The 15,519-nt window shown below is 54.3% G+C and carries 12 protein-coding genes and 1 other RNA gene; 6 read left to right on the forward strand and 7 right to left on the reverse strand.

Annotated features, from left to right (window positions below; genetic code table 11):
- Positions 1–50 precede the first annotated feature (50 nt).
- Genes KK062_RS13830 through tsaD form a run of 4 tightly spaced genes read right to left on the reverse strand, consistent with a single transcriptional unit; the run spans position 51 to position 2,771 of the window.
- Positions 51–842: a C40 family peptidase gene (locus KK062_RS13830; RefSeq protein WP_254084896.1), complete on the reverse strand. Its 792-nt coding sequence runs from the start codon at positions 840–842 to the stop codon at positions 51–53.
- A 43-nt stretch (positions 843–885) separates the two neighbouring features.
- Positions 886–1,350 carry an SsrA-binding protein SmpB gene (gene smpB / locus KK062_RS13835; RefSeq protein ID WP_254084897.1) on the reverse strand — a complete coding sequence of 155 codons (465 nt, stop codon included), beginning with the start codon at positions 1,348–1,350 and terminating at the stop codon, positions 886–888.
- Positions 1,347–1,736, reverse strand: a complete 390-nt coding sequence (locus KK062_RS13840; RefSeq protein WP_254084898.1) for a thioesterase family protein — start codon at positions 1,734–1,736, stop codon at positions 1,347–1,349. Before KK062_RS13840 ends, smpB begins: the two co-directional genes overlap by 4 nt.
- A gap of 12 nt (positions 1,737–1,748) precedes the next feature.
- Complete coding sequence (gene tsaD / locus KK062_RS13845; RefSeq protein WP_254084899.1) at positions 1,749–2,771, reverse strand: tRNA (adenosine(37)-N6)-threonylcarbamoyltransferase complex transferase subunit TsaD; 1,023 nt, start codon at positions 2,769–2,771, stop codon at positions 1,749–1,751.
- On the opposite strand from tsaD, the gene KK062_RS13850 reads away from it, so the two are divergent.
- The 5 genes from KK062_RS13850 to KK062_RS13870 all read left to right on the forward strand — a co-directional run bounded on the left by KK062_RS13850 (position 2,770) and on the right by KK062_RS13870 (position 10,476).
- Positions 2,770–7,389 (forward strand): translocation/assembly module TamB domain-containing protein, encoded by a 4,620-nt coding sequence (locus KK062_RS13850; protein ID WP_254084900.1) that lies wholly within the window; start codon positions 2,770–2,772, stop codon positions 7,387–7,389. The genes tsaD and KK062_RS13850 overlap by 2 nt on opposite strands.
- Positions 7,358–8,260 carry a DUF2279 domain-containing protein gene (locus KK062_RS13855; RefSeq protein ID WP_254084901.1) on the forward strand — a complete coding sequence of 301 codons (903 nt, stop codon included), beginning with the start codon at positions 7,358–7,360 and terminating at the stop codon, positions 8,258–8,260. Before KK062_RS13850 ends, KK062_RS13855 begins: the two co-directional genes overlap by 32 nt.
- 98 nt (positions 8,261–8,358) lie before the next feature.
- Positions 8,359–8,772: a type III secretion system chaperone family protein gene (locus KK062_RS13860; RefSeq protein WP_254084902.1), complete on the forward strand. Its 414-nt coding sequence runs from the start codon at positions 8,359–8,361 to the stop codon at positions 8,770–8,772.
- Between the two features lie 89 nt (positions 8,773–8,861).
- Positions 8,862–9,264, forward strand: an RNA gene (gene rnpB / locus KK062_RS13865) — RNase P RNA component class A.
- A gap of 60 nt (positions 9,265–9,324) precedes the next feature.
- Positions 9,325–10,476 (forward strand): sigma-54-dependent transcriptional regulator, encoded by a 1,152-nt coding sequence (locus KK062_RS13870; protein WP_254084903.1) that lies wholly within the window; start codon positions 9,325–9,327, stop codon positions 10,474–10,476.
- Positions 10,477–10,635: 159 nt separating this feature from the next.
- Here KK062_RS13870 and KK062_RS13875 read toward each other — a convergent pair whose 3' ends face one another.
- A complete protein-coding gene (locus KK062_RS13875) occupies positions 10,636–11,709 on the reverse strand; it encodes an o-succinylbenzoate synthase (RefSeq protein ID WP_254084904.1) in 1,074 nt (357 codons plus the stop codon).
- A 79-nt stretch (positions 11,710–11,788) separates the two neighbouring features.
- Between KK062_RS13875 and KK062_RS13880 the strand changes: the two genes are divergently transcribed.
- Complete coding sequence (locus KK062_RS13880) at positions 11,789–12,976, forward strand: S-adenosylmethionine:tRNA ribosyltransferase-isomerase (protein ID WP_254084905.1); 1,188 nt, start codon at positions 11,789–11,791, stop codon at positions 12,974–12,976.
- A 153-nt stretch (positions 12,977–13,129) separates the two neighbouring features.
- Here the strand turns inward: KK062_RS13880 and KK062_RS13885 are convergent, their stop codons facing one another.
- A complete protein-coding gene (locus KK062_RS13885; RefSeq protein ID WP_254084906.1) occupies positions 13,130–14,458 on the reverse strand; it encodes a glycosyltransferase family 4 protein in 1,329 nt (442 codons plus the stop codon).
- Positions 14,459–14,484: 26 nt separating this feature from the next.
- Entirely contained in the window at positions 14,485–15,408 is a 924-nt protein-coding gene (miaA, locus tag KK062_RS13890; RefSeq protein ID WP_254084907.1) for a tRNA (adenosine(37)-N6)-dimethylallyltransferase MiaA, read from the reverse strand.
- Between the last annotated feature and the right edge of the window lie 111 nt (positions 15,409–15,519).

Raw genomic sequence — 15,519 nt, forward strand, 5'->3', positions numbered from 1 at the left:
TACAGGACGAGTAGACGACGATAAAAATCGCGGGAAAACCCTTCTGGGCTTTAATCCGGCAGGATCCGCCGGATGTGGGCGAAAGCGTATGTGAGCTGTTTGGTGTCGAAATCCTCAATGCCGGCCTCGCTCAACGCATCGATGCGTACGCGGCCAGACGCATGGATGATCTTATCACCTCCCTGAAAAATACCCGTGTGGACAATGCGTCCTTCGGCATCCTTAAAGAAAACCAAGTCGCCCATTTTGCGCTCCTGGAACGATTTAACAGCCCTTCCCTGATTGGCCTGTTGCCACACATCGCGCAGCAATGTATAGCCGCAGAGCTTGGCAACCATCTGCGTAAAGCCTGAGGAGTCGATGCCGAACGGGCCCCTGCCGCCCCCCTGGCACGGGGCGTTCAGATATTTATAGGCCATCTTATACAGAAACTCGGGTTCACGTTTTTGGCCCAGATTTTTAGCATCGCCGTTGAAGGCAAACTGTTCTTCCATCTTGAACAGCTCCGAGCTGGAGATCGGAATTATACTACCGATCAAAATGGGAATTGGACTTTTATTGTACAGGATGCTGGCCGTCAGATCGGTGGTGATCTTAAACTCGGTACGGTTGAGATAATCAAAGTACTCGCGCGACACACTGTGGTGCTGACGCGCGTCGAGCCACCCTTCATATTGGTCATACGCTATCCGAACACGCAACCACGCGCGGTCGCGCGTTTGCTCGGTCACTTCGTAATGCTCACCAAATAGTAATTGGGTTGTTTGTGCGGACGTATCCGCTGCAGCGGCACGCACCGGCACTACACTAAGCCGGCATACGCCGTAATCTGTATAATCCATCAATTCAATCGGGGGTCTTTGAACTATAAAAAAGCAGGACTTCTTACTTCAGTTTTAGCCGGTCCAATTCACGCTTGGCATCACGCTCGCGCATCGAGTCACGTTTGTCGTGCAGCTTTTTACCACGGCCTACAGCAATCTCTATTTTTGCCAGGCCCCGGTCGTTGATGAACAGGCGGGTGGGCACGACGGTCAAGCCCTTCTCTTCCATCTTACCTTCCAGTTTTTTTATCTCCGAACGCTTCAACAGCAGCTTCCGTTCCCGGCCGGCTTCGTGGTTGTAATGCGTTCCCTGCGCGTAGGGTGTGATCGTAATCCCCTTTACAAAAAGCTCCCCATGGCTCGTATAACAATAGCCATCCTGCAAGTTGACCTTACCTTCGCGGATCGACTTGATCTCTGTGCCCCGCAGCACCATCCCTGCCACATAACGGTCGAGCAGCTCGTATTCATATCCTGCCTGACGGTTTCTGATGTTAATATCGTTCGAAAATCTGGGTTTCGTCATGGTTGTTTTAATAGTTGCCCAATCTTATTGCGCTTCAGGATCTTTTGTCCCGTGCGCCCGGTGGCGATGAGCCGGTCGCCCACGGATGCTTCCAACGTACACAACAGCTCGTGGTTGTGTTGCGATTCGATCCGGGCGGTAAAGATAATCTCTTCTCCCGGAAAAGCCGGGGATTTGTGATCGATGCTTAGGTGTGTACCGATACCTTCTTCGTCGTCGTCACATATTTCCAGTACAAACAGGCGGCTGGTCCACTCCATGTCGCGGGCCAGGGCAAACGTCGAGCAGACGGCATGCACCAGGCCGTTGGGGAATGCCGCCAGGTCGGCCATCTCCACCTGGTGGCGGTAAACGCGGGTGTCACCTTCGGAGAATAGCTTTTTCATGCTTTGGACGGGTTATGCCGACAGCGGCATGCGCGCCAGCGGCGCCACGTTCAGCGGGGCAAACAGGCCGCGCTGATATTTATAGTGAGCCGCCATGGCAATCATGCCGGCGTTGTCGGTACAGTATTGAAAGGCCGGAATAAACACTTCCCATCCCCGCTGCTCGCCCAGCGACTGCAGCCGCTGCCGCAATCCCTGGTTGGCCGACACGCCCCCGGCAATTGCCACTTGCCGGATGCCCGTCTGGGCACAGGCCTGCTCCACACGGGTCAGCAACATCGACACGAGGTGATGCTGCAGGCTGGCGCAAATATCGTTCAGGTTTTCCTCTACAAAGGCCGGGTTGTCTTTCTTTTTATCACGCAGGAAGTATAAAAAGGCAGTTTTTATACCACTAAAGGAGAAATCCAGGCCCGGCATGACCGTCTCTGAGAATTTATAGGCACGTGGATTGCCTTGTTGGGCATATTTGTCGATCAGGGGACCGCCGGGGTATGGCAGGCCTAAGATCTTGGCAGCTTTGTCAAAGGCTTCGCCCACGGCGTCGTCCTGGGTTTGGCCGATCACTTCCATGTCGAGGTAATCTTTTACCAGCACGATTTGGGTGTGGCCGCCGCTGACGGTCAGGCATAAAAACGGAAAGGACGGGCGAGGCTCGTCGATAAAGTGGGCCAGGACGTGCGCCTGCATGTGGTTGACTTCGATCAGGGGTATTTTCAGGCCCATGGCCAGCCCCTTAGCGAATGAAACCCCCACCAGCAGCGCGCCCATTAATCCGGGGCCGCGGGTGAACGCGATGGCGTCCAGCGCTGTTTTAGTCACGTCCGCATCTTCCAGGGCAGCATCTACCACGGCCACGATGTTCTGCTGGTGCGCACGCGACGCCAGCTCGGGCACCACGCCGCCGTATTTTTGGTGTACCGCCTGTGAGGCGATAATATTATTAAGTACCTTGCCGTTTCTAATCACGGAGGCAGAAGTCTCGTCGCAAGAAGACTCGATGGCAAGGATAACGGGACGCATATGATGAAGCATGAACCTGCAAGTTATCAAAAATAGGATTCGGAAGATACTTGCCTACTCCGTTACGGCCGTTCTGTTCCTGTTCATCTCCGCCTTTTTGGTATTGCAGATGCCACCCGTTCAAAACTGGCTCGTTTCGCGCCTGTTAAAGGATTTTACACAAGTCACCGGTTTTCCGACCACCGTAACAGCCTTTCGCATGCTTTGGTTCGACCGCCTGGAGCTGACGGGAGTCAACGTCTACGACACCGAGCAGAACCGCATGATCGGTGCCAGGGAGATTCTCATCAACTTTAAGCTCTTGCAGCTCTTCCACCAGCAGGACATCAACATCGACGGCATCTATGTCGACAGCGCACACGTCTTTGTGACGATGATCCAGGAATCGGATACTGTCCGGAACCTGAACATCAACGTCTTTATCGACCGCATCAACGAGGTTTCGTCGGGTGGCGGTGGTGGTGGCGGCACGGGTCGCACGCCGCGGGTAAACATTGGCGAGGCGTTCCTGAACCGCAGCCAGTTTACCTATATAGACCAGGATAGTGATACCGTGCCGCAGGGGTTTGACTACCGTCACTTCTCCCTGGCTGTAGACGAAGGCCACCTCAACAGCTTTGTGGTGTTGGGTGATACCACGGAGTTTTATGTGCGCACGTTGATTGCGCAGGATCAGAAAACACAGTTCAGCGTCAAACAACTGTCGACCTTCTTCCGGCTCTCACAGGCGGGCATGGAGTTCACCGGTCTCAATTTGCAGGCAGGACAAAGCACGATCTCCGATACCGTGCTCTTTCGCTACCAGGGGCACCGCGCGTTGAGTCATTTTTTCGACGAGGTGTCCATTCATGCACACCTGACAAAAACAGTCATTGACCCCGAAGACCTGGAGCTGTTCGCCCCGGGTGTAAAACAGTTGGGACAGCCTTTAACCGTCAGCGGTACCTTTAACGGCCGCGTCAACAAATTCAAGTATACCCAGATGGAAGTCGACATCGGGCGGTCGCGGTTGATGGGTTCGTTGGAGATGGAAGGGTTACCGAACATCAACGAGACCTTTATTATTCTCAACCTGCGCAATTCCACGCTCGATCCAAACGACATTGCCTTTTTGTTCAACGAGCGGACGCTGGCGCGGCTGCGACCTATGGGAGACCTGGCCATGCACGGGCAATTCCTGGGCTACCCGAACGATTTTGTTGCAAACGGCACGTTCTCCGGACGCCTGGGCACCATCCGCTCCGACATCAACTTAAAAGTAAACGAGGAAGATATCGATCGCTCGGTATACAAAGGGCGTGTGTCGCTGATCAACTTTGACCTGGGCACGTACCTGGAAGACACGGCCATGTACCAGCGGGTAAGCCTCGACGGTCAGATTGCCGGTTCGGGACTGACGCAGAAGACGGCCGATTTTCAATTGAACGGCCGCGTGAGCTCCATCGGTGTCAACAAGTACAACTATACCAACATCCGTACGGACGCCCGCTTTGCCTCGGGTTTGTTTCGCGGGCTGATGGAGATCAACGATCCTAATCTCGAGCTCACCGCGCGGGGTTCGATCGACCTGCGCGACGGGCGTAATCAGATCCGCATTCGCGCGCGGCTCGATACCGCATACCTACACAAGCTTAACCTCTCACGCGACACACTCTTTCTACACGCGCGCGTGGCAGCCGACATTCAAGGGTTAACGCTTGACTCGCTACGCGGTACCGCCGATGTAACGGATCTGATGCTGGAGTATAATCATGAGCACCTGAAACTCGATCATGTCCTGGTGGATGCCCAGCGCGACCAGGGCACACGCTCTTTTAAGGTACAATCTTCTTTGGCCGATGTCGAGGCCAAGGGTAACTATAACTTCTCTGACATTTCCTACGATATTCAGACGTTGGTGAAGGAAGTCTCGCTCAACATCCGCAATGACCAACACGAGATCGCCGAGTATTACCGGCAAAAGACCTACAAGCCTAAATCATACGAAGCCCAGATCGCGATTGATCTGAAAGATATCCGGCCGATCAACGACCTGCTGAACTTAGACCTGTCGCTGGGACGTAACACCCATATCGACGGCCGCTTTACGAGCGGGCGTACTACGATCATCAACCTATATACGGCCTTTGACTCGCTGGAGTACCAGGGTAAAGTGTTTATCAATACCGACCTCGAGCTCACCACTTCTAAGATCGCCGACAGCACCAGCGTGCTCTCGATGCTTACGGTAAACTCTGAGCGGCAAATCCTCAGTAAAAACCTGCAGACCAAGAACTTGCTGGCGGAAGCGATCTGGAACAAGAACCACATTGACTTTGGTCTCGATGCCGATCATGAGGGCAAGAACAACTATGTGCGTCTGAAGGGCGGCGTTGACTTCTTGCGCGACAGCACCGTGGTGACGATGGCTCCTTCCGACGTGAAGATACTCGAACGCAATTGGGCGTTTATGCCAGGCAACTACGTGGCCATCCGCGGCAGCGATTGGACTTTCCACGACCTGGCATTGGAGAACGCCGAACAATACCTGCGCGTGAATGGCCAGATCTCGGAAGATCCATCCAAAGTCCTGTCGCTCAACATCCACAATCTCGACCTGGCACTGCTCGATGTACTGACCGACCTGAAGTTTCGCGGCATTGCCGAAGCGCAAGTGGATGTAACGCATTACTACCAGGAGCCTACATTTCAGAATACCCTACAAGTAAAAGATTTTACTATTAACGATTTTCTGGTGGGCGATATCTCCACGCAAAATCGTTGGGATACCACGGCGCGCCGGTTTGACATCAACTTGTTTGTTGACCGCTCTCAAAGCCGCATCGTTAACGTAACGGGCCATTATACACCGGGGTTGTCCGACAGTCCGCTGAGTCTGTCCGCCCGCCTGCAGAAAGCTGACCTCAAGATTGCCGAGCCTTTCCTGGGCGAGATCTTTAGCCAGATCGGTGGCACGGTATCCGGCGAATTCCGGATTACCGGTACGCTGAACGATCCGGCTATACGCGGTGAAGGTAATACCGACGATGGCCAGATCATGATCAACTACCTCAAAACGATGTATCGTTTTACGGGTATCATCGGGCTTACGCCGACTTCCTTATACTTTAAAGACATCGAGCTGGCCGACGTGCTGCGCAACAAAGCACGCCTCAACGGTACCATTAACCACCACAGTTTCTCCGACATGACCATCAACCTGGATGCGCGCTTCCGCAACTTCCAGGTATTGAACACGTCGCACAAAGACAACAGTTTGTTTTACGGGCAGGCCTATGCCACGGGTGACCTGAACTTCAATGGCCCCCTGTCGAACCTGCGCATCACTTCTACGGCACGCACCGAGCGGAATACACACATCTATATTCCGCTGAGCGGTTCGTCATCCTCGGTCGACAAGAAAGAGTTTATATCCTTCGTGAATTTCAAGGATACGACCTTCACCAAAAAGATCGAAGGCAGTTTCAGCAATCGCGTCAGCCTGACGGGTCTCGCCCTGGACCTGAACCTGGACGTAACACCCGACGCCTACTGCGAGATTATCTTTGACCAGAAGTCGGGCGATATCATTCGTGGACGCGGTAACGGTGATTTGAAGTTGCAACTTGACACGAAGGGTGAGTTCAACATGTTTGGTCCATTCGAGTTCACCGAGGGGTGGTATAACTTTACGCTCTACGACATTATCAATAAAGAATTTTCCGTGAAGAAAGGCAGCCGGATCACATGGTATGGTAATCCGTACCAGGGCACGGTTGAGATCGATGCTTCGTATAACCAGATGGCGTCACTGGCCCCCTTAATCACGATTACCGACCAGACGGCCGGTGCATCACCGCAGCTGCAACGTAAATACCCCGTGCAGGTTTTGCTGCGCCTGGATGGCCCGATGATGTCTCCGGAGATCAACTTCGACATCATGGCGAAGGACCTGCCGAAGAACGTCCAAACGGAAAGCGGTACACCCGTCAACCTGGACCTGGTGTTCACGGCGTTTAAAAATAAACTGGACGAGCAGGAGCTTAAGCGCCAGGTATTCAGTTTGATCGTATTGCGTCGCTTCTCGCCGCCGGAGTCGTTTGACGCCAGCGGGTCCGTTGTAAACAGCTTGAGCGAGCTGCTCTCCAACCAGCTGAGCCACTGGATGAGCCAGGTGGACGAAGACCTGGTGGTGGACGTAGACCTCGGCTCCATGGACCAGGAGACGTTCAACACCTTCCAGCTGCGGCTGTCGTATACGTTCCTGAATGGACGGCTGCGGGTAACGGGTGACGGGACGTTTAACAACACCTCCAGCTCTCCCGCCAACAGCACTAACCCGAACGCGCAAGCCAATCCTTCCAGTGTAGCGGGTGACTGGACGGTAGACTACATGCTTACCGCCGACGGCAAGCTGCGCGTAAAAATGTATAGCCGCACCAACGTCAACCCGATGCTGAGCTCGGTGAACACCAACCAAAACGCGATCACCACGGGCGCAAGTATTATCCACACGCAAAGCTTTAACGAGCTACGCGACCTCTGGCAATCGGCACGCAAGCGTCGTAAAAAGCAGGAAGAGGAACGCAAGAACGGTAACCGTGACGCAATCAAAGAAGATGAAGACAACGATGCCACCGGCACGGAGTAAACGCTGCTGTCTGTGCCTGCTGTTGCTCATGTTTTCGGTCAGCGGCTTTTCACAAGTGGACTCTGCCCGACAGGTAAATAAACCCCGGCTACGCGGCCTGGTTATTGGCGGGGCGGCGGGCTATGGCATCGCGCTGGCCGGCCTTAATCACCTGTGGTATGCCGACACGCGCCGCCAGTCTTTTCGGTTCTTTAACGATAACGCCGAGTGGAAACAGGTCGATAAGCTCGGACATGTTTACTCGGCTTTTTATTTCAGCTACGGCACCTCGCGGGCGCTGCAAGCCTGCCAAGTGCCGGTGCGCAAAGGCGATCTCTGGGGTGCGCTGACGGGCTTTGCCGTGCTCGTGCCCGTAGAAATATTCGATGGTTTTTCGGACGCCTACGGTGCCTCTACTGGCGACTTGATTGCCGATGCCGCGGGCTCGGCGTTCTACCTGGGCCAGTCTTATCTCTGGAACGAGGTGCGCATACACCCCAGGTTTTCTTTCCACCGCACGGACTATGCGCCACAGCGGCCCAACACGCTGGGCAAGGGTTTGCCGGATGAGATCCTAAAAGATTATAACGGTCAAACCTACTGGCTATCGGTGGATGTAGACAAGTTCATACACTTCCCGAAGTGGCTTAACCTGGCCGTGGGCTATGGTGCGCAGGGCATGGTCTACGCCCGCACGTCGCAGAACCTGGCGGCGGGCTATGGTACGCCTTATCGGCAATATTATCTTTCTTTGGACTTCGACCTGACGGCCTTTAAAACGAGGTCTAAGGTATGGAACACGCTGCTTTTTGTGGCCAGTATGATCAAGGTGCCAGCGCCATCCATCGAATTCTCCGCACGAGGCACTCGTTTTCACGCATTTTATTTCTAACTTAGGCGGTATAACATTTAAATAAATCTCCAGGTGGCAGGCCCTTTTAGGTGCCATTTTTTTAACTTCATAGACCATCCACTTTAAACCTACCATATATGATCTCTACTTTACCAGGCTTCATGGAGTACGTTGAAAAGTATGCCGAGCACATCGGCGGCCAATACACCGACTACGACCATACCAAATCCGTGATTGTTGTGCCCATCAATGGCAGCCGTTATCAAACGGTACTGGCCAGTTCACAGACCAGCCCGGTATCAGGCCGCGAGCAGGCGCTCTTTACTTCGAAGGTATGTGAGTTTACTCCCAACATTGACCTCAAGGCGCTGCTGGAGCAAAACGCGCACTTCGACTACAGTAAGTTTATTCTCGAAGAAGGTTATGTGAAGGTGGAAGCTTCCTGCTTGTCGGAGACTGTATCGGAAGAGCAAGTGAAGGAGATGATCCAGGAAGTAGCGCAGCTCGCTGACCATTACGAGCTGAAGCTTACGGGCAAAGACATTCACTAGTCAACGTCGTTCAGACATTCTTCAGCAACCCTGGGATTCCCTTGGGGCGGTTATGCTATTTACTTTCAAGCTTTCGCCGTACCTTTATGGCGGTGAGCCGCCTTATCGCTCTTTTGTCACAGAAAGGGAGGAAAGTCCGGGCAACATAGGGCAGCGTACTTCCTAACGGGAAGGTCTTGTGCTGGTGACGGCGCGGGAACAGACAGTGCCACAGAAAATAACTACCCGTGGGGATTTATCCTTGTGGGAAAAGGTGAAAAGGTGAGGTAAGAGCTCACCGGGCGGCTGGCGACAGTCGTTGCAGGGTAAACCTTACGCGTTGAAAGGTCAAATAGGTTCCGGGCATCAAGCGGCCCGTTTGGCTGCAGGCTTCGCGGTCTGTAGCACCGGAACGGGTAGACTGATAGAGCCTGTCTGCGAAGACAGGCCCAGATAAATGATAAGGACTCCCGCAAGGGATGACAGAACCCGGCTTACAGGCTTACCACTTTTAAACCCACCCTACCGACGAGGTATGGTGGGTTTAATTTTTATACAATACTTTTACAGGATATGGCCAAGATTCTGATCATTGAAGATGACGCGCGCATCCGCGCTGTTCTGAAAGAAATACTCGAAGAGAAAGAGCACGACGTACAGGAGGCCGCCGACGGCCAGGAAGGTTTTAAGAAGCTCGAGCAGGGCAGCTTCGACCTCTGTCTGTGCGATATCAAGATGCCCAAAATGGACGGCCTCGAAGTGCTGGACAAGGTAAAGGAGATGGGCATCGCTACCAACTTCATTGTGATCTCGGCTCATGGCACCATCGACGTAGCCGTCGAAGCGGTCAAGAAAGGCGCTTTCGATTTCCTGCAGAAACCCTTTGACCTGGGCCGCCTGGAAATTACCCTGCGCAACGCCCTGGATAAAACCAACCTGGTCAAAGAGACCAAAACCCTGCGCAAGAAAATCTCCAAGAAGTTTGATATGGTGGGTGACTCCGAGCCCATCCGCCAGGTGAAAGAGATGATCGAGAAGGTCGCTCCCACCGACGCCCGCGTGCTGATCAACGGTCCCAACGGTGCCGGTAAGGAACTGGTGGCGCGTTGGGTGCATGAAAAGAGTAAACGCGCGGACGGCCCGTTGATCGAGGTAAACTGTGCTGCTATTCCGTCGGAGCTGATCGAGAGCGAATTGTTTGGGCATGAGAAGGGATCGTTTACTTCGGCTGTGAAACAGCGTATTGGAAAGTTCGAGCTGGCGGAAGGAGGGACATTGTTCCTGGATGAGATCGGTGATATGAGCCTATCGGCACAAGCGAAAGTGCTGCGTGCGTTGCAAGAGAGCAAGATCACGCGGGTTGGCGGGGATAAGGAAATTACGGTGAATGTACGCGTGGTGGCGGCTACGAATAAAGACCTGCGCAAGGAGATTGAAGAGCACCGGTTTCGGGAAGATCTCTTTCACCGGTTGAGTGTGATTATTATCAAGGTGCCTGCGTTGAATGATCGTAAGGATGATATACCGCTGCTGGCGGATAAGTTTTTGCACGACATTGCCGATGAGTATGGGGCGCGGAAGAAGTCGTTTGATGCAGGAGCATTGACGGCATTGCAGGCGCATAACTGGACGGGGAATATTCGGGAGCTGCGGAATGTGGTAGAGCGGCTTGTTATTATGGGCGGTGACGAGGTTACGGCGGAGGATGTGAAGCGCTACCTCTAAGGTGGTGAATGGCCATTCCGGCCGAAAATAAACGAGCGTATACACGGAGTAGTCTCCGTCCTCTTAGAACGGGCTAAACTCGGACTATATTCGGAGAATACACGGACTATACTCGGAGACATCCCCCCTGTTGCAGGCTCAAAAGTCACGAAGATTTGCCTAAATCATTGCCACGTCCCAGGCCTTCGTAGAATCGTATCGTATTGCTCCCTGGGTCACCACGAGCGGCGAAGGAATGTTCTCGGTGTAAATAGCGCCTGTCCCTAATCCCTGCGGCATACTCATTGCCGCGTTATATTCCGCTGTAAACTGACAAATTGCATTCAACCCGACATTCGACTCCAGCGCTGAAGTAATCCACCAGCCTACGCCGTGCTGCTCCGCCGCAGCAATCCATGCGCGGCATCCTGACAGCCCGCCATGCAAGGTGGGTTTCAAAATGATATAGGCCGGTTTTAATCGCTCGATCAGCGCTGCGCGCGCTTCTCCCTCCACACCAATCAACTCTTCATCCAACGCCACCGGCACCGGCGACTGGCGAATGATATCCGCCAGCTCCGGCAATCCCTGCTTAATGGGCTGCTCGATGGAATGTATAGTAAACTTCGCCAGCGCTTCCAACTTCATCAACGCCTCTTCGGGTTTAAAGGCGCCGTTGGCGTCCAGCCGGATCGTCAGGTTCTCCCGAAAATACCGCTGTCGGATATACTGCAGTACGTCGCATTCGCGGTCAAAGTTCAATCCTCCTACTTTCAATTTGATGCATGTAAAACCTTTGGCAACCTTGTCGTTGATCTGCTGCATCATAAAATCCAGGTTGCCCATCCAAATGAGGCCGTTGATCGGAATTGATTGGCCCTGGAAAAAGGAATTGTCAAAGATCACCCGTCGTCCGCCGTGCTGCCAATCGAGTAGCGCTGTTTCCAATCCGAAAGTAATGGCCGGAAAGCCTGTGGGTGTGATTTGCTCAACCCATGTTGGCGGCAGGTTTTGTAGACCGCCGGTCTGCATCACTTTCTTCAGCGTGGCGTGTAAGATCGCTTCAAAGTCCGGCCGCGCATCGATGCTGAGGCCCGGGAGTGGGCCGCATTCGCCCAGTCCGACTACGCCGGGGACGGCATCATCCCACAGTTTGATAAACCACGATATCTTGTCATGCATGGGACCCCGCGAGGTACGCGCCTGGAAATTGAACTCGAATGTTTTCTGTATGAATGCTGCGTGCACGGCCATGGCTGTAAAATAAATTTAATTCGCGGAGGGATGAAAATTGTCCCCGACAAATCTGGCGCAGGCCGTAACTTTGGGCCCTATGAAGGCCATTGACATGCAGGATTACACGTATGCGCTACCGCCCGAGCGGATCGCGCACCACCCGCTACAGCAACGCGACCAGTCGAAGTTGCTGCTGTACCGGGGTGGGTCGATCCAGCACGAGGCCTTCGCCTCCCTATCCGACTACCTGCCGGCCAACACCTCGCTGTTCTTTAACGATACCAAGGTGATCCCGGCGCGACTACACTTTACCAAAGACACCGGCGCCACGATTGAAGTATTCCTGCTGCAGCCTATGGCCCCGTCGCCGCTGATTGCCGAGGCTATGACGGCCCAGGGGTCGAGCACCTGGAAGTGTACCATCGGCAACCTCAAGAAGTGGGCCGAGGGCTCCGTGCTGGAAAAGGACGTGCAAGGCGTGCCTTTACGTGCCCGACTGCTGGACCGCACGGAAGGCCTGGTGGCTTTTGAGTGGGCGGCACCGTATGCCTTTGCGGAGATCATTCAACGTTCCGGCGAGACACCGCTGCCGCCTTACCTGAAGCGTGCTGCAGAGGCCGCGGACCGGGATCGCTACCAGACTGTTTACGCGCACCACGAGGGCGCTGTTGCGGCGCCCACGGCGGGGTTGCACTTTACCCCGACTGTACTCGAGGCACTCCATGTCAAAGGCATTCAAACTGATTTTCTGACCTTGCACGTCAGCGCCGGGACCTTCCAGCCTGTGAAGGTTCAACATGCTGCTGATCATACGATGCATACGGAGCAAGTGCTCGTGGCTCGCCGTAACCTGGAGAACTTGTTGAAGCCGGGACGGTTTATTGTGCCGGTGGGGACGACGTCGATGCGGACGTTGGAAAGTTTGTATTGGTACGGGGTTCGGTTGATGGCCGATGCTAATACGCCGTTTGTGATTACGCAGCATGACCCTTATCAGGATTACGCGTCGTTGCCTTCCACTGTGGAGGCGCTGGAGCGTGTGCTGGCCCGGATGGATGCGTTGCAGACGGATATGTTAGCGGGGAATACGAGTATATATATTATGCCGGGGTATACATTCCGGGTTTGTAAGGGATTGGTGACGAATTTTCACCAGCCGGCGTCTACGCTGATACTGCTGGTGGCGGCGTTGGTTGGGGATGATTGGAGGCGGATTTATGAGGAGGCGTTGGGGAATGGGTATCGATTTTTGAGTTATGGGGATAGTTCTTTGTTGTTGCCTTAATGCAGAGACGCCAGTCTAAGACTGGCTACAAACTTGCGCGAGCTTCGCAACTTTCATTTTACTATACTCACTATAAGCTTACTATAAGTCAACCATAGGTATGGTATAGGTATGCCATAGGTATGGTGGTAGCTTTGGTATAGGCATGACCCTTCATTTATGGTTTTCCGATCCTGGTTCCAGCATGGCTGCTACGCTGCGGGCCAGCTCTTTCCGCGAATACAGTAAATGTCCGTTGCCTGTAGCGGCCTTCAGCTCGCCCTGCTGCCAATGCTTGAAGACGTTCAGAATGAAGGCTTTGATCGCCGCAGGATTTTTGTCATCAATCATCGCGCCCGCGCCGGTGGCATTCAGCATTACTGCAGCATCGCCATGTTCAGGACCCACACCCAGCACGGGTAGACCCGTAGCCAGGTATTCAAACAGCTTACCGGGCAAGTAGCCTTCTGCGTCTTTATATCCTGTTAGCACGACGAGCAATAACGACGACTGCCCATAAAGGCTCATCAACTCTTTGTGCGGTACATTGCCCATGAATAATGATATGCTGGACAGTACCGGATCGGCGGTAACAAACGCCCGAAACTGCGGATGTACCTCGCCGGTAAACTCGATACGCACTCGCTCGCGAAACGCCGCATCTTCCTCCATCAGCGCCTTCACGGCTAGCATGAAGGGACGCGGATTATTCTTTTCGTTGATGATCCCGACGTGACGGATCACAAAGTTCTCTGTCGGGCGAACCTGTACTTCGCGGAAGTCGTCGGTATCAAAACCGTTGGTGAGTAACTGCACGCGGCGCTGGCCGAGGTGCTCGAACTGGCGCACGTAAAAAGGCGTGACGGTAATAACCTTGTCAGCTTCTTTTAACACGCAGCGCTCCAGGCGGCGGTGCTGGTTCCGTGCGAAGCTTCCGGACATGAGGCTGTCGAGCAGGCCCCATTCACTCCACGGATCGCGGAAGTCGGCGATCCAGGTTAGGTTTGGATTCTTGCGTTTGAGGCGGCGGCCGATCAGGTGCATGCTGTGCGGCGGGCCGGTGGTGATGATGGTCGGAATGTTGTGCTCCTTCAGGTATTTGTGAAGATGGCGCGCGGCGGGGCGCACCCAAAATATGCGTGGGTCGGGAATGAGCATGTTGCCGCGTACCCACGTGCTGAGCTTTTGGAACAACGACCTGGGACCTGCCGTTGCCACGAGGTCGGTAGGCCTGGCGGATTTCTTGCGGCCGAACCAACCGGACATTTTGAAGAATGCATCGTACGGTTCCCAGATGGGCAGCTTGATAACTTCGGCTTCGGGCGGCACGTCTTTGAGCAACGACTCATCGCGAATGGCAAAGGCCGGGTTCTCGGGTGTGAACACATAGGGTTTGCAGCCGAATTGCGGCAGGTATTTTACCAGCTTGAGCCAGCGCTGTACGCCACTGCCTCCACTCGGAGGCCAGTAATAGGTAATGATGAGTACTTTCTTTTCGGTCACGGGTGTATGGGCTTCTTCGTCTCTCGTTATACGGCCGCGGGGGCCATGGCTTGTTCTATCTCATGCAAAACAATGCCGAGGTCAAACGGACTATGCCAACGCATGGCCTCATCGCGCTGGAACCATGTCAGCTGCCGTTTGGCATAGCGCCGGGAGTTGCGTTTCAGCAGCCGGATGGCTTCGTCGCGGTCGTATTGGCCGTCAATCCAATCGAAGATCTCCTGGTAGCCTACGGTCTGCAACGCGTTGTGCACGCGGCGTGGATACAACGCCCCGGCCTCTTCAAAGAGGCCTGCTTCGATCATAGCGTCCATACGGGCGTCGATGCGGGCGTAGAGCTGCTCGCGCGGCAATGTAAGGCCTACCCGATGTACGTGGAAAGGCAATATGTGTTGCCTCTGTGTACGAAAAGTTGCAATGGACTGACCGGTGCCGCGCTTTACCTCCAGCGCGCGGATGAGGCGGTGGGGATTCTGGCGGTCAATGGTGGCTAGCAATGCAGGGTCTTCTTCTTCCATGCGCGCTTGTAACCAGCCGATACCCTGGGTCTGGAATTGCGCTACGAGCTCGGCGCGGATAGATTCAGGCACCTCGGGGATGTCGTCAAATCCTTCCAGCACGGCTTTGATGTATAGGCCGGAGCCACCGCAGAGCACCAGCACATTATGCTCGCGGAACAGCGTGTCGATCAGTGCCAACGCATCGCGACCATATTGGGCGGCGTCGTAGGGCGTGTCGATCGAGTGGCTGTCAACAAAATAGTGGCGCACCTGGGCCTGCTCTTCGGGTGTGGGCTTGGCGGTGCCGATGGTCATTTCGCGAAACAGCTGACGGGAGTCTGCCGAAATCACCACGGTGTGGAAATGTTTTGCGACAGCGATAGCGACCGCCGTTTTTCCGACGGCAGTGGGTCCGGCGACCACAATCAGATGCTTGTTTTCCTGCTTCAAGGCCGCAAATTACGCAATAAAACCACGCCATCATGTGTATGGCCGGGCGCTTCTGCGGGCGCGCCATTCGACTTAAAATGCTTATCTTGCCCCCTGAACAGACAACAACCG

It is taken from the genome of Dawidia cretensis (genome assembly GCF_018598175.1).
Lineage (GTDB): Bacteria > Bacteroidota > Bacteroidia > Cytophagales > Cyclobacteriaceae > Ohtaekwangia > Ohtaekwangia cretensis.

Coding starts and splice junctions, on each gene's coding strand:
- KK062_RS13880 (WP_254084905.1), top strand. CDS start 11,789: ATGAAGGCCATTGACATGCAGGATTACACGTATGCGCTACCGCCCGAG.
- KK062_RS13870 (WP_254084903.1), top strand. CDS start 9,325: ATGGCCAAGATTCTGATCATTGAAGATGACGCGCGCATCCGCGCTGTT.
- KK062_RS13855 (WP_254084901.1), top strand. CDS start 7,358: ATGAAGACAACGATGCCACCGGCACGGAGTAAACGCTGCTGTCTGTGC.
- KK062_RS13860 (WP_254084902.1), top strand. CDS start 8,359: ATGATCTCTACTTTACCAGGCTTCATGGAGTACGTTGAAAAGTATGCC.
- KK062_RS13850 (WP_254084900.1), top strand. CDS start 2,770: ATGAACCTGCAAGTTATCAAAAATAGGATTCGGAAGATACTTGCCTAC.
- tsaD (WP_254084899.1), bottom strand. CDS start 2,771: ATGCTTCATCATATGCGTCCCGTTATCCTTGCCATCGAGTCTTCTTGC.
- smpB (WP_254084897.1), bottom strand. CDS start 1,350: ATGACGAAACCCAGATTTTCGAACGATATTAACATCAGAAACCGTCAG.
- KK062_RS13840 (WP_254084898.1), bottom strand. CDS start 1,736: ATGAAAAAGCTATTCTCCGAAGGTGACACCCGCGTTTACCGCCACCAG.
- KK062_RS13830 (WP_254084896.1), bottom strand. CDS start 842: ATGGATTATACAGATTACGGCGTATGCCGGCTTAGTGTAGTGCCGGTG.
- KK062_RS13875 (WP_254084904.1), bottom strand. CDS start 11,709: ATGGCCGTGCACGCAGCATTCATACAGAAAACATTCGAGTTCAATTTC.